Genomic DNA, 14,094 nt, shown 5'->3' with positions numbered 1-14,094 from the left:
TCAGATGCTCAGATGTCCTGTGTCGCTACTCCGTGGCGTGGCGATGGAGGGGCTCGCTCAGTCCATCAGCGGATCACGGCCCTTGCTGCGCAACAATACATAAACTGCGCCGCTGCCGCCGTCCAGCTCCAGCGCCGAGGTGAAGGCCAGCACGTCCGGCCACTGGCGCAGCCAGGCGTTGACGTGGCTCTTGATGATCGGGTGATCCGCCATGCCGGTCCACGCCTTGCCATGCACGACCAGCACACAGCGTGAGCGCCGCGCGATGGCGTCATCGATGAAGGATTCCAGCTCGCTGCGCGCCTGCTCCAGTGTGTAGCCGTGCAGATCGAGACCGGCTTCCCAGGCGATCTCGCCGCGCTTGAGGCGCTGGCGCTGGCGGTAGGGGAGGTCCGGTACCGCGAAGTCGAGCAGCTGGCTGGGCGTGACCGGTTCGACCTGGCCGTCCGTGGTGCGCGATGGCGTGCCGAGCGTGTCGGTCGAGGCTTCGCTGGCGGCAGCGCGACGCGCGGCCAGTCGGGCCTGCTCGTCCCGGCTGAGCGGCTTGCGGCCGGGGTCTGCCCGGTTGCTGGTGATCTTGCGCACGCCGGCCTGTTTGAGGGCGGCGCGGAAGGCGTTGAAATCGTCGCCGTCATCCGAGCTGTCGTCGTGTCGGGGGGGCATGGCTGGGGGCTCCGCAAGCGGTGAATGGCAAGGGGCGCAGTATAGCGTGGCTGTCGGTGCTGTGAAGCACCGCGCCGTGCCGTACAAGGTCAGTGGCGTCCCATGATGTCGCGCACGTCACGCGCGGTGACCATGGCGCGTGCAAGGGTCGCCGCCACGCCTCGTGAACGCTACAATGCCTGCGCGAGACGCCACCGACGCTTCATGACTGGCGGCGCTCGTTGTCCATCTGTCCGCTTACAGGAATCACCGTGTCCACTACTTCCGCGTCCGACCTGCGCCATCCTTCCAGCCTCAGTGAGCCGGATTCCCGTCTCGTCGAGGAGCTGGTGACTCTGCGCGACCTGATTCGCTGGGCGACCAGCGAGTTCCACGCGCACCGTCTGCACTTCGCCCACGGCACCGACTCTGCCTGGGACGAGGCGGTGGCGCTGGTGCTGGGTGCGCTGCATCTGCCGTGGGACACGGACCCCGCCGTGATCGACGCGCGCCTTCTGACCATGGAGCGAGCGCGCATCGTGGCGCTGGTGCGTGAGCGCATCACCACCCGCAAGCCGCTGCCGTATCTGCTCGGTGAGGCCTTCTTCACCGGTGTGCCCTTCGATGTCGATGAGCGCGTGCTGATTCCGCGCTCGCCGATCGCCGAGCTGATCGAGAGCGGCTTCTCGGCCTGGTTCCCGGAACTGCCGCCGACTCGCGTGCTCGACATGTGCACCGGTTCTGGCTGCATCGGGATCGCCACGGCGCTGGTGATGCCGACCGCCGAGGTGGATCTGGTCGATATCAGCAGCGAGGCGCTGGAAGTCGCGCGTCGCAACATCGAGCGTCACGATGTGGCAGGGCGGGTCATCGCCGTGCAGTCGGACCTGTTCGCGGGCGTGGCCGGCAAGCGCTATGACCTGATCGTCTCCAATCCGCCCTACGTGGACAGTTTCGATCTCTCCCACATGCCGCAGGAATTCGGCCACGAGCCGGCGCTGGCGCTGGGCGCCGGTGATGATGGCCTGGATATCGTGCGCCGTATCCTGCGCGAGGCGCGTGACTACCTGACCGACGACGGCGTCTTGATCGTCGAGGTCGGCAACTCCGAGCGCCACCTGATGGACGCGTTCCCGGACGTGCCCTTCATGTGGCTGGAGTTCGAGCGCGGCGGCAACGGCGTCTTCGCCATCGATGCCCAGACACTGGACGTCTGCGCCCCCGAATTCGCCTGAAGACAGGCTCGTCTGGTGCCTTCGCTTCAGCCCCAGACCTGAAAAGCTCACGACAACTATTATCAGAACGCCGTCGGCCATGACCGGCGGCATCGCCTGAGGACCCCCTGAATGTCCGGAAATACCTTCGGCAAGCTGTTCACTGTCACCACCTTCGGCGAAAGCCATGGCCCGGCGCTGGGCGCCATCATCGATGGTTGCCCGCCGGGCATCGAGATCAGCGAAGCGGATCTGCAGATCGATCTGGACCGCCGCCGTCCCGGCACCTCGCGCCACACCACCCAGCGGCGCGAGCCGGACCAGGTGCGCATTCTCTCGGGCGTGTTCGAGGGCCGCACCACCGGCACGGCCATCGGCCTGATGATCGAGAACACCGATCAGCGCTCCAAGGACTACGGCAAGATCAAGGACCAGTTCCGTCCGGCCCACGCCGACTACACCTATCACCACAAGTATGGTGAGCGTGACTACCGTGGCGGTGGCCGCAGCTCCGCGCGCGAGACGGCCATGCGCGTCGCCGCCGGTGCCATCGCCAAGAAGTATCTGGCGAGTCACGGCGTGCAGGTGCGCGGCTATCTGTCCCAGCTCGGTCCCATCGAGCTTGAGGTCAAGGACTGGTCGCTGGTCGACACCAATCCGTTCTTCTGTGGCGATGCGGACCGCCTCGAGGAGCTGGAGCAGTACATGGACGCCCTGCGCAAGGAAGGCGATTCCGTGGGCGCCAAGGTCACCGTCGAGGCGACTGGCGTGCCGGTGGGTCTCGGTGAGCCGATCTTCGATCGCATCGATGCCGAGCTGGCCCATGGCCTGATGAGCATCAACGCCGTCAAGGGCGTCGAGATCGGGGACGGGTTCGCCGTGGTCAGCCAGAAGGGTACCGAGCACCGTGACGAGATGACGCCGGAAGGTTTCCTCTCCAATCATGCCGGCGGCATCCTGGGCGGTATCACCAGCGGCCAGACCCTGCGTGCCAGCATCGCGCTCAAGCCGACCTCCAGCCTGCGACTGCCGGGTCGCAGCATCGACGTCAACGGCGAGGCGGTCGAGGTGATCACCACTGGCCGTCATGATCCGTGTGTCGGCATCCGTGCCACGCCGATTGCCGAGGCGATGGTCGCGCTGACGTTGATGGACCACCTGCTGCGCCATCGTGGCCAGAATGCCGACGTCAAGGTCGACACACCGGTGCTGCGCGAGGTGTAAGCCGCTTGCGGCGCGGCTGAACTGCTGGCGCTGCCCAGCTGTTGAACTTGTAACGCTGCCAAGCTGCTGAACTTTTAGTGAGAAAGAGACGCCCCATCCGTGGAGTGATGCCCTGCATCCTTCGTGGCTGGGGCGTCTTGCGTGGTGGGTTGGCTTGCACAAAGTAAATAAGAAAAGGCGTAAGTAGCAGGCTGCCCTCGTGTCATTCTCGCTGCTAGACTCGAATGGCAAGCATGCCAGCGGACTCGTGCACCACGCCGTGCGCGGGCAGACAACACAAGGACACTGCCATGAAGATCAATGTCGAATTCGACCTGACGCCTCAGGAGTTTCGCCAGGCGATGGGCCTGCCGGATGTGGAAGCCTTTCAACAGGAATTGATGGAGCGCTTTCGTCGCCAGATGGAAGCGGGCGTCGAGGGCTATGATCCGATGAGCCTGCTAAAGCCGCTGATGACACCGGGGGCGGGCACGCCGTTTGCCCGGTTCATGCCGCCGGGGATGGGGGAAGGCATGGCGGGGATGGGCGGCGCGTCAGCGGCCGATTCCCCGGGGGCCTCATCCAACGAGATGGGCGACAGCATGGCCAAGGGCATGGCGGCTTTCCAGCAGTACCAGAAAATGATGCTGGATACCTTGCAGCAGTTCGGTCAGCAGGGCACGGGCAACGCCAGTGGTGGGGCCAGTGGTGGCGACAGTGAGCCCGCTGGGAATGACCCGCATGCGGGAGCTGCGCAGAAGGCGACCGCCGAGGACAGACCCAAGGCCGCCAGCGCGCGCTCACGCAGTCAGCGTGACTGATGGATGACGAGGGAAGCTGAAGGCATTGCGGTGCAGGATTATCGTCATGGGATTGCAACCGCTTCGGGAGCAGACTAGTCTTTGTGCAGTGCAGCATAATGCTGCGCTCCAAAGATGGCGCAGAGTCTTCTGCGCGCTCTTCCGGTACGGAATCCATGGGAGGAACCGTCATGCAACAGGATCAGATGTTCAACGCCTTTGCCGAGCAGGCCCGCAGCTTCTATCAGCCGATGCGCAAGCTCAACAGCCTGGTGCTCGACCACATGAGCAAGGTGGCCGAGTTCCAGATGGATGCCGCCAAGCGCTATGCCGATACCGGTTTCGAGCGTGCCCGCGCCGCGACGGAAGTGAAGAGTGTCGAGCAGCTCAGCGAATTCGGCAATCGTCAGCTGGAAGTGGCCACCGAGCTGTCTCAGCAGATGATGGACGATTCCCTGAAACTGGCGGAAATGGGCAACGAGATGCGCAGCCAGATGGAACAGGCCTATTCCGATGCGGGCAAGGAAGCCACGGACAAGGCATCTTCCGCTGCCAGCAAGGCGTCTTCCGCCACGGCGGATGCCGCGAAAGACAGCACCAGCAAGCCGGCAAGTGCCACCAGCCGCGCCAAGCAGAGCTGAAGAATCATCGAGAGGGCTGGCGCACGCGCCAGCCCTTTTTTTGGCGAGGTCAGGCATTGCCCCCATCACGGCCCGGGTGCATGCTGAGAGTCGCCCCCCCCCCCCCGAGGCGGCAAGACGACAGATGAGAGGTCTCAGCCGGCTTTCCGTCGTATTCGCGCCTCTGGCATGAATGCGACGGAAAGCGGACTGCAAGGCTCTGGCCTGCCAGAGTGAAGAGAGTCGGTGCAAGGTGCCAGTGACGGCGCCGCGAACGCCTTTCGAGGGCATTGCACTGCAGAGGTACGGAAGGATTCGGTTCGATGAAATCGTGCATGTCGGCGTTCGTTCGACAGCCATGCTTCGATAGCCAATGACAAGGAGGACGGGCGATATGGTTTCAGCCCAGCAGCAGGCACTTTCTCAGGCATTCTCTCAGGCCTTTTCCCATCTGTTCCCCGATGGCGTCGACGGCGGTGAATGGGCCGGCGTGGTACAGGAAGCCAGCACCCAGTATCAGGCTCTGATGAGTGACATGCTGGAGCGCCTGTGGCCAAGTGCTGCTGCCTCCACCATCTACGACGAGATGGGACGTTGCTTCCAGGCAGGCGCGGAGGCGCTGGCACGTGACCCCCAATTGCTGATTTCCACGCAGACCCGCCTCTTCCAGGACCAGATGGCCCTGATGCAGGGCACGCTGCGCGAGATGAGCGGTGAGAGTGTCGAGCCCGTGATCAGCCCCGCACGCTCTGATCGTCGCTTCCGCGATGAGGCCTGGCACAGCGAACCGTATTATCACTTCCTCGTGCAGCAATATCTGCTGTTCTCGCGCGCCGTGGATGAGATGCTGGCGGGCATCAAGGGATTGCCAGAGAGCCAGAAGCGCAATCTCGAGTTCTACGCGCGCCAGTACGTCAGTGCCTTCTCGCCCTCCAACTTCGCCTCCACCAACCCGGAAGTGCAGCGAGTGACCCGCGAAACCGGCGGCCAGAATCTGCTCGACGGCTTGAAGCGTCTGCGGGAAGACCTTGCCAACTCCGCCGAAGGCATCAATGTCGCGATGACCGACACCGAAGCCTTCCGTCTCGGTGACAACATCGCCGTCACGCCGGGGGATGTGGTGTTCGAGAATGAGCTGATCCAGCTGATCCAGTACCGCCCGGCGACGGAAAAGGCCTTCAGTACGCCGTTGCTGGTCGTGCCGCCGTGGATCAACAAGTACTACATTCTCGATCTGCGTCAGGACAATTCGATGATGCGCTGGCTGGTGGAGCAGGGGCACACCGTGTTCCTGATCTCCTGGCGCAATCCCGGGCCGGAGCAGAGCGATCTCACCTGGGCCGATTACATGCAGATGGGGCCGCTTGCCGCGATGGATGCCATCGAGCAGGCCACCGGCGAGAAGCAGGTCAATATCCTGTCCTACTGCATCGGTGGCACGCTGACGGCCAGCACCATGGCCTATCTCACGGCCAGGAAACAGGCGGATCGCGTGCGCTCGGTCAGTTACATGGCGACGTTGCAGGACTTCTCCGATCCCGGCGAGATCGGCGTCTTCCTCAACGAGCCGGTACTGCAGGGCCTTGAGAAGCAGATGGCGCAGGACGGCTACCTGGATGGCCGCGTGATGGCGTTCTCCTTCAATCTGCTGCGCGAGAATGACCTCTTCTGGTCGTTCTACGTCTCCAACTATCTCAAGGGCGAAGCGCCGACCGCGTTCGACCTGCTGTACTGGAATACCGACGGCACCAACCTGCCGGCCGGTACCCATGCCTGGTATCTGCGTCACATGTATCTGGAGAACCGCCTTGTGCAGCCCGGCGGTATCGAGCTGGACGGTGTGCCGATCGACCTCTCGCAGATCGAGATTCCCAGCTATTGGGTCTCCGCCCGCGAGGATCACATCGCCAAGTGGCAGACCACCTACAACGGCACCCAGCTGCCCAAGGCTTCCATCAAGCGCTTCGTGCTGGGTGGCTCAGGCCATATCGCGGGTATCGTCAATCCGCCGCACAAGAACAAGTACGGCTACGTCACCAATGACGAGCTGCCGGCGACACCGGATGCCTGGCTTGAAGGCACCGAGGCACATGAAGGCTCCTGGTGGAATGACTGGCAGACTTGGATGTCCGGCAATGGTTTCGTCGAGCCGGAACCGGAAGTCTCTGCGCGCACGCCGGGTGAGGGCAAGCTCGACGTGATCGAAGCGGCGCCGGGGCGTTATGCGCGCCAGACCATCCCCGAAGTACTCGGCCAGACTGTGCCGGAAGAGATCACCTCAGCCGCACAGGCGCAGCTCAAGACCGTGCGTGATGTGCAGGAGACGGTCGAGAAGCGCATGAATGACGCGCTCAAGCAGGTCACGCTGCCACTGGAAGAGATGGTGTCGGCAATGACAGGGAGCGCGGCGGGCAAGGCGAGCAATGATGCCAGCGACGCGAAGGGCAGCAGCTCGTCCGGTGCCTCCAGGGCGCAAGGCGCCAGCACCGGGCCTGCCGCTTCCAAGGCGGCATCAGCGGCTACTGAGTCAGCAGCGCCGGCAAGCAAGCCCGCCCCGCGCAAACGTGCTGCACCCAAGAGCACTGCTGCCAAGAGCACTGCTTCCAAGAGCGCAACGACCACCAGCAGCACGGCCAGCGACAGCACGGCAAAACCGAGCACTGCCAGCACGGCTGCCAGCAGTACAGGTAGCTCAGCGGCGAAGACCACCACGGCGAGAAAGACCTCCATGCCGCGCAAGACAGCTGCCAGCAAGACGACTGCCAACAAGACGACCGCGAGCAAGACAACTGCGGCCAAGACGACTGCGAGCAAGTCAGCCTCTGACAGCAAGCCGTCTGCGTCCGGTACCTCAACCGGCGGCGCTGCTTCCACTGCCTCGGGCTCCAGCAGCACGGCGACATCGCCCGCTGCCAAGCAGCCTGCGACACAGAGCAAGGCGGCGGCCAGTGCTCCCAAGAGCACCGCGGCAAGCAAGCCGGCGGCCTCCAGCAAGACGACAGCCAGCACCACCAAGCGCCCTGCGGCCAGCAAGTCGGCCGCCAGTTCGACGGGGAGTGCGAGCACTGGAAGCACTGCCAAGACCGCCAGCAGCACAGGTGCTGGAAGCACAGCCAAGGCTGCTGGATCTGCCGCCAAGAGTGACACTGGCAGTGCGGCGGGTGCAGATGCCAAGAGTGATACCGGCAGCGCCGCGCCCAAGCCGCGCCGTGGCCGTCCCTCCAACGCCAGCAAGACCGCCGCCGCCAAGGCAGCGGAAGAGGCCAAGAAGGACGATGCCAAGCCTGCGGCCAGCAAGACGGATGGCTCAGCGGGCAATGACAAGGACACTGGCAAGCGCTGATCAGCGGCACCACCAGCTGGACGTTCTACAGCAACGCCAGCCCTCAGGGCTGGCGTTGTGCTTTCGAAATTCGTCAGCGGTGTCTCGAGGCCGCATCCCTTGCCCCTTCCAGCAGCTCGATCATGGCGCTGGCGGCATTCGAGAGGGTGCGGTTGTTGTGATAGAGGTAGCCGAGCTGGCGCTCGATGGGGCGGTGGTCGATGGGCAGGATCTCGATCTCGTCGTCGATCATGCTTTCCGGCAGCACGCTCCAGCCCAGGCCGATGGCGACCATCATCTTGAGGGTCTCGAGGTAGTTGGTGGACATCGAGACTTCCACCGAGAGGCCGTCACGCGCGAAGGTGTCGATGACGATGCCGCGCGTGAAGGTCAGGTGGCCCGGCAGCACGGCGTCGTGCTGTGAAAGGGCGGCCAGCGGCAACGCCTTGTGTCCCGCCAGCGGGTGGTCTCGTCCGCACACGAAGCGCATCTCGTCCAGCCACACCGGCACCACCGTCAGATTGGGATCGCGATGCGGTGCCAGAGTGACGACGGCCAGTTCCAGCTCCCCATCCAGTACGCCCTGATAGGCCTGTTCCGAATCCAGGAAGCGCATGTCCATGCGTACCTCGGGATGGGACATGGTAAAGGCCTTGAGCAGTGGCGGCAGACGGTGCAGGCCCACATGGTGGCTGGTCGCCATCGTCAGGCTGCCTTTTACCTCGCCGGACAGATTGCGCAGCGCGCGCCGCGTGTCATCGTGCATCACCAGAATGGCACGGGCCCGCGGCAGCAGGATGTTGCCGGCCTCCGTCAGGGTGACGCGCCGCCCGATGCGATCAAACAGCCGCGCGCCGTGGAGCTGTTCCAGCTGCGCGATGCGTTTGGAGACAGCGGGTTGTGTCAGGTGCAGCTGCTCGGCCGCCAGCGAGAAGGAAGCGGTTTCCGCGACGGCAACGAAGGCCTGAAGAGAGGGAGTGTCCATGTGAGGCAGCTATCCTGTCATGAGGGCGTTCAGAAGAATGATCTTCCGTGCGATCAGGGGGAATGTCGGCTGAGACAATGGTATTCCTTTTGGGAATCCAAAGCATGAAAAACATGAATTGCTTTTATTCATCGCCGCCGAGTACTCTTGATGACACAGGACGCGGCGGCGATGCTCGAGCCTCTGGTGGCAAGCCACCTGCGACATGGCTCGCACGACCGCCCCGCCATCAACACTGGACGACACACCTCATCAAGGGGCCGCCACGAGCCCCGAGGCAGCAAGCGCTCTTACCGTAGGGCGCCACGAGGAGACACGACATGGCCAGTCAGACCCTTTATGACAAGTTGTGGGACCAGCATCTGGTCAAGCAACGTGAAGACGGTACTGCACTCATCTACATCGACCGTCACCTGCTGCACGAAGTGACGTCGCCGCAGGCCTTCGAAGGGCTGCGTCTGGCCGGTCGCAAGCCGTGGCGTCTGGATGCCAACCTGGCAACGCCGGACCACAACGTGCCGACCTCTCTCAAGGAGCGCGCTGCCGGTATCGCGGGGATCGAGGATGAAACCTCTCGCATCCAGGTGCAGACCCTCGACGACAACTGCAACAGCTTCAACATCGAGCAGTTCACCATCAATGATGCGCGTCAGGGCATCGTGCACGTGGTCGGGCCGGAGCAGGGCGCAACCCTGCCGGGCATGACCGTGGTGTGTGGCGATTCCCACACCGCGACCCACGGTGCCTTCGCGGCACTCGCTCACGGTATCGGCACCTCCGAGGTCGAGCACGTGCTCGCCACCCAGTGTCTGATCCAGCGCAAGATGAAGAACATGCTGGTGCGCGTCGATGGTCGTCTCGGCACTGGCGTCACCGCCAAGGATGTCGTGCTCGCCATCATCGGTGAGATCGGTACCGCCGGCGGTACCGGCTATGCCATCGAATTCGGCGGCTCCGCCATCCAGGACATCTCCATGGAAGGCCGCATGACCATCTGCAACATGGCCATCGAAGCCGGTGCACGGGTCGGTCTGGTCGGGGTCGATGACATCACCATCGATTACCTGCGCGACCGTCCCTATGCGCCGAACGCCCAGCAGTGGGAAGCGGCCGTGGCCGACTGGCGCAATCTGGTCTCCGATGCAGACGCCGAATTCGACAAGGTCGTCGTGCTCAAGGCGGAAGACATCGCCCCGCAGGTCACCTGGGGCACCAGCCCGGAGCAGGTCACCAGCGTCAATGGCGTGGTGCCGGACCCGGCAGCCGCCAACGATGACACCGAAGCGCGTGGCATCACCCGTGCGCTCGAGTACATGGGCCTCAGCGCTCAGCAGAAGATCACCGACATCAAGCTGGACCGCGTGTTCATCGGCTCCTGCACCAACTCGCGTATCGAGGACTTGCGTGAAGCGGCGCGCGTGGCCGAAGGCCGTACGGTCGCCAAGAGCCTCAAGCAGGCGATGGTCGTGCCGGGCTCTGGCCTGGTGAAGGCACAGGCGGAAGCCGAAGGACTGCACGAGATCTTCCTCGCCGCGGGCTTTGAATGGCGCGAGCCGGGCTGCTCCATGTGTCTGGCGATGAACGCCGACAAGTTGGGCGCCGGCGAGCATTGTGCTTCCACCTCCAACCGCAACTTCGAAGGCCGTCAGGGCTTCGGTGGGCGTACGCACCTCGTCAGCCCGGCCATGGCCGCCGCTGCCGCGATTGCGGGTCACTTCGTTGATGTTCGTGACTTTGCCCCCATTCCTACTTCCGATACCCACGCAGCCTGAGGAGGCCCGACATGGAAAAGTTCATTCGCCAGCAGGGCCTCGTGGCACCGCTCGATCGCGCCAACGTCGATACCGATCTGATCATCCCGAAGCAGTTTCTGAAGTCGATCAAGCGTACCGGCTTCGGCCCGAACCTCTTCGATGAGCTGCGTTATCTCGATGAGGGCTATATCGGACAGGACATCAGCAAGCGTCCGCTGAATCCGGATTTCGTGCTCAATCAGCCGCGTTACTCAGGCGCAAGCGTGCTGCTGGCACGTCGCAACTTCGGTTGCGGCTCCTCGCGGGAGCACGCGCCCTGGGCACTGACCGACTTCGGCTTCCGTGTCGTCATCGCGCCGAGCTTCGCCGATATCTTCTACAACAACTCGTTCAAAAATGGCCTGTTGTTGATCACCCTCGACGAGGACACGGTGGATCGCCTGTTCAAGGAAGCCGAAGCGGTGGAAGGGTATCGTCTGGATATCGATCTCGAGGCGCAGGCCGTCATCACGCCGTCCGGTGAGTCGATCCCCTTCGAGGTGGACAGCTTCCGCAAGCATTGCCTCATGGAAGGCCTGGATGACATCGGTCTGACCCTCAAAGATCAGGACGCCATCGACAGCTTCGAGACGCGTCATCGCGCCGAGCGTCCGTGGCTGTTCCGCGATGGCAAGACGGCCTGATCTGTCCAGCGTCACGCCAGTCAGCGCCGAAGTCGCAACACATTCGTCATGGCTCGCCGTCCAGAGTGGCAGCGAGCCCAGTCTCAGCACCGGCGGTGAACCGTCGGTCTTGCCGGATGCTCTCCGGCCCAAGGAGTTCCAGATGAGCCGCAATATCCTGATTCTGCCCGGTGATGGCATTGGCCCGGAAATCACGGCCGAAGCCGTGAAGATCCTTGAAGCCGCACGCAGCGAAGGGCTGGACATCACGCTGAGCGAAGGCAAGGTCGGTGGTGCAGGGTATGACGCGGCGGGCCATCCGCTGCCGAAGGACACGCTGGACGCCGCCAAGGCGGCAGACGCCATCCTGCTCGGCGCGGTCGGTGGCCCGCAGTGGGACAAGCTCGAGGACATCTCGCTGCGTCCGGAACGCGGCCTGCTGGGGCTGCGCAAGGAGCTTGAACTCTTCGCCAACCTGCGTCCGGCAATTCTCTACCCGCAGCTGGCCGAGGCCTCCAGCCTCAAGCCGGAAGTGGTGTCCGGTCTGGACATCATGATCGTGCGTGAGCTGACCGGTGGCATCTACTTCGGCCAGCCGCGTGGCATCGAGGCGCGCGACGGACAGCAGGTCGGCTACAACACCTACGTCTACTCAGAATCCGAGATCGAGCGTATCGGCCGTACCGCCTTCGAGATGGCCCAGAAGCGCAACAAGAAGCTGTGCAGCGTCGACAAGGCCAACGTGCTGGAAGTCACCATGCTGTGGCGTGACGTGATGGAGCGCATCTCCGCCGACTACCCGGATGTCGAGCTGTCGCACATGTACGTCGACAACGCCGCCATGCAGCTGGTGCGCGCACCGAAGCAGTTCGACGTGGTGGTCACCGGCAACATGTTTGGCGACATCCTCTCGGATGAAGCCGCGATGTTGACCGGTTCCATCGGCATGCTGCCGTCCGCCTCGCTGAATGCCAGCGGCCAGGGTATGTATGAGCCGTGCCACGGCAGCGCGCCGGACATCGCGGGTCAGGGCATCGCCAACCCGCTGGCCACCATCCTGTCGGTGGCGATGATGCTGCGCTACTCGCTGAATGAAGCGGCGTGGGCCGAGCGTATCGAGAAGGCCGTCGGTGTGGTGCTGGATGAAGGGCTGCGTACCGCCGATATCGCCTACGCCGGCACTCGCAAGGTCTCTACCTCCGAGATGGGCGATGCCGTGCTGGCCGCCTTCAAGGCCCAGGCGTAAGGCAAGACCCGCGTGAACGCCGCTCGTGAGTGGCGTTCACGCGAGATGATCATGAGGAAGCCTGGCGTGCGTCGCTGGGCTTTCGTGTCAGGACCTGCGGCTGGAGCGTTGGGCAAGGCTCGCCTCGTGTGAGTTGCCTGTGCTCGCTGCGGGTCATTCCTGTGCCGGGAGCTTCGGTGTCTTCCGTGTTCCCGGCCGTGCATGAACAAGGAGAACAAGCATGTTGAAAGTCGGATTTGTCGGTTGGCGTGGCATGGTCGGTTCCGTGCTGATGCAGCGCATGCGTGATGACAACGATTTCGCCGGTATCGAGCCGATATTCTTCTCCACTTCCCAGGTCGGTCAGGCCGGCCCGGATGTGGGCACGCCGGTGCCGGCGCTCAAGGATGCCAACGACATCAACGAGCTGAAGGCGCTGGACGTCATCGTCACCTGTCAGGGCGGCGACTACACCAAGCAGGTGTTCGGCCCGCTGCGTGAAGCCGGCTGGAAGGGCGACTGGATCGATGCGGCCTCCACCCTGCGCATGGAAAAGGATGCCGTGCTGGTGCTGGACCCGGTCAACCGTCACGTGATTGATGAGAAGATCGGCGCCGGCGCCAACACCTTCGTAGGCGGCAACTGCACCGTCAGCCTGATGCTGATGGGCCTGGGTGGCCTGTTCGAGGCCGGCATGGTCGAGTGGATGACCTCCATGAGCTACCAGGCGGCTTCCGGCAGCGGTGCGCGCCACATGCGTGAGCTGCTGACCCAGATGGGCCAGCTCAATGGCAGCGTGGCCTCGGAGCTTGCAGACCCGGCCAGCGCGATTCTGGATATCGACCGCAAGGTGACCGCCACCATGCGCGGCGATGATTTTGCGACCCAGCAGTTCGGTGCGCCGCTGGCCGGCTCGCTGCTGCCGTGGATCGATTCCCCGATGGAATCCGGTCAGACCCGCGAGGAGTGGAAGGCCGGTGTCGAGGCCAACAAGATTCTCGACAGCCAGGGCAACCCGATCATGATCGATGGGCTGTGCGTGCGGATCGGTGCGATGCGCTCCCACTCCCAGGCCTTCACCGTCAAGCTCAAGCAGGACGTGCCGCTGGACGAGATCGAAGACCGCCTGGCCAAGCACAACGACTGGGTCAAGGTCGTCGCCAACACCAAGGAAGACAGCCTCAAGCACCTGACACCGGCTGCTGCTACCGGCACCCTGACCGTTCCGGTCGGCCGTCTGCGCAAGCTGGCGATGGGTGGTGAATACCTGTCTGCCTTCAGCGTGGGTGACCAGCTGCTGTGGGGGGCCGCGGAGCCGCTCAAGCGCATGCTGACCATTCTGCGGGAACATCGCGCTGCCTGATCATCACGATGGCTGGCCCTCGCGGTTGAGTGCCATGGCGTGATGCAAGACGTCGCCCCCGACTCTTCGGAGCCGGGGGCGACTTTTTTGCGCTCGAAAATTCTGCAATCGAAAATCCTGCAATCGAATATCCATGCACTCGAACGTCCCTGACGAATGTCTTGGCGGACCATGTCCGGGTTCCCGGTCATTCCCCGAATGCCCAATGAAGGGTGATTGCGATGGTCGGTCGTGCCGATGATCGGCAGTGCCATGGGCATCAGATGACCGGCATGTCATTCCAATGACTGACCGGCTTCATTCC

10 protein-coding genes and 1 pseudogene are annotated in these 14,094 nt (G+C 63.6%); 9 read left to right on the top strand and 2 right to left on the bottom strand.

Annotated elements, in window-relative coordinates; all coding sequences use genetic code 11:
• Positions 1 to 57: 57 nt before the first annotated feature.
• On the bottom strand, positions 58 to 663 hold the full coding sequence (locus QD172_RS03890) for a Smr/MutS family protein (protein WP_279855056.1): 606 nt from the start codon (positions 661 to 663) through the stop codon (positions 58 to 60).
• A 251-nt stretch (positions 664 to 914) separates the two neighbouring features.
• On the opposite strand from QD172_RS03890, the gene prmB reads away from it, so the two are divergent.
• From prmB to phaC, 5 genes and pseudogenes are all read left to right on the top strand, one after another.
• Positions 915 to 1,877: a 50S ribosomal protein L3 N(5)-glutamine methyltransferase gene (gene prmB / locus QD172_RS03885; protein WP_054554939.1), complete on the top strand. Its 963-nt coding sequence runs from the start codon at positions 915 to 917 to the stop codon at positions 1,875 to 1,877.
• 111 nt (positions 1,878 to 1,988) lie between these two features.
• Positions 1,989 to 3,080, top strand: coding sequence for a chorismate synthase (gene aroC, locus QD172_RS03880; protein WP_054554938.1), 1,092 nt, complete (start codon positions 1,989 to 1,991; stop codon positions 3,078 to 3,080).
• A gap of 290 nt (positions 3,081 to 3,370) precedes the next feature.
• A complete protein-coding gene (locus QD172_RS03875; protein ID WP_279855055.1) occupies positions 3,371 to 3,880 on the top strand; it encodes a hypothetical protein in 510 nt (169 codons plus the stop codon).
• A 170-nt stretch (positions 3,881 to 4,050) separates the two neighbouring features.
• Positions 4,051 to 4,500: a phasin family protein gene (locus QD172_RS03870; RefSeq protein WP_167593039.1), complete on the top strand. Its 450-nt coding sequence runs from the start codon at positions 4,051 to 4,053 to the stop codon at positions 4,498 to 4,500.
• A 505-nt stretch (positions 4,501 to 5,005) separates the two neighbouring features.
• Positions 5,006 to 6,736, top strand: a pseudogene (gene phaC / locus QD172_RS03865) (class I poly(R)-hydroxyalkanoic acid synthase); the annotation flags it as partial.
• A 1,159-nt stretch (positions 6,737 to 7,895) separates the two neighbouring features.
• Here phaC and QD172_RS03860 read toward each other — a convergent pair.
• Entirely contained in the window at positions 7,896 to 8,786 is an 891-nt protein-coding gene (locus QD172_RS03860; RefSeq protein ID WP_077372378.1) for a LysR family transcriptional regulator, read from the bottom strand.
• Positions 8,787 to 9,106: 320 nt separating this feature from the next.
• On the opposite strand from QD172_RS03860, the gene leuC reads away from it, so the two are divergent.
• The 4 genes from leuC (at position 9,107) to asd (ending at position 13,790) form a co-directional block, all read left to right on the top strand.
• Positions 9,107 to 10,558, top strand: a complete 1,452-nt coding sequence (gene leuC / locus QD172_RS03855) for a 3-isopropylmalate dehydratase large subunit (protein WP_141392273.1) — start codon at positions 9,107 to 9,109, stop codon at positions 10,556 to 10,558.
• 11 nt (positions 10,559 to 10,569) lie between these two features.
• Positions 10,570 to 11,223: a 3-isopropylmalate dehydratase small subunit gene (gene leuD / locus QD172_RS03850; protein WP_191236725.1), complete on the top strand. Its 654-nt coding sequence runs from the start codon at positions 10,570 to 10,572 to the stop codon at positions 11,221 to 11,223.
• Between the two features lie 142 nt (positions 11,224 to 11,365).
• Complete coding sequence (leuB, locus tag QD172_RS03845; protein ID WP_279855053.1) at positions 11,366 to 12,448, top strand: 3-isopropylmalate dehydrogenase; 1,083 nt, start codon at positions 11,366 to 11,368, stop codon at positions 12,446 to 12,448.
• 220 nt (positions 12,449 to 12,668) lie between these two features.
• On the top strand, positions 12,669 to 13,790 hold the full coding sequence (gene asd / locus QD172_RS03840) for an aspartate-semialdehyde dehydrogenase (RefSeq protein WP_141392275.1): 1,122 nt from the start codon (positions 12,669 to 12,671) through the stop codon (positions 13,788 to 13,790).
• Positions 13,791 to 14,094 lie beyond the last annotated feature (304 nt).

Origin of the sequence: Cobetia sp. 10Alg 146 (assembly GCF_029846385.1) — a bacterium.
GTDB classification, from domain to species: domain Bacteria; phylum Pseudomonadota; class Gammaproteobacteria; order Pseudomonadales; family Halomonadaceae; genus Cobetia; species Cobetia marina.
The sequence above is the reverse complement of the archived record's forward strand: the minus strand, read 5'-3'. Positions and strand labels throughout refer to the sequence as shown.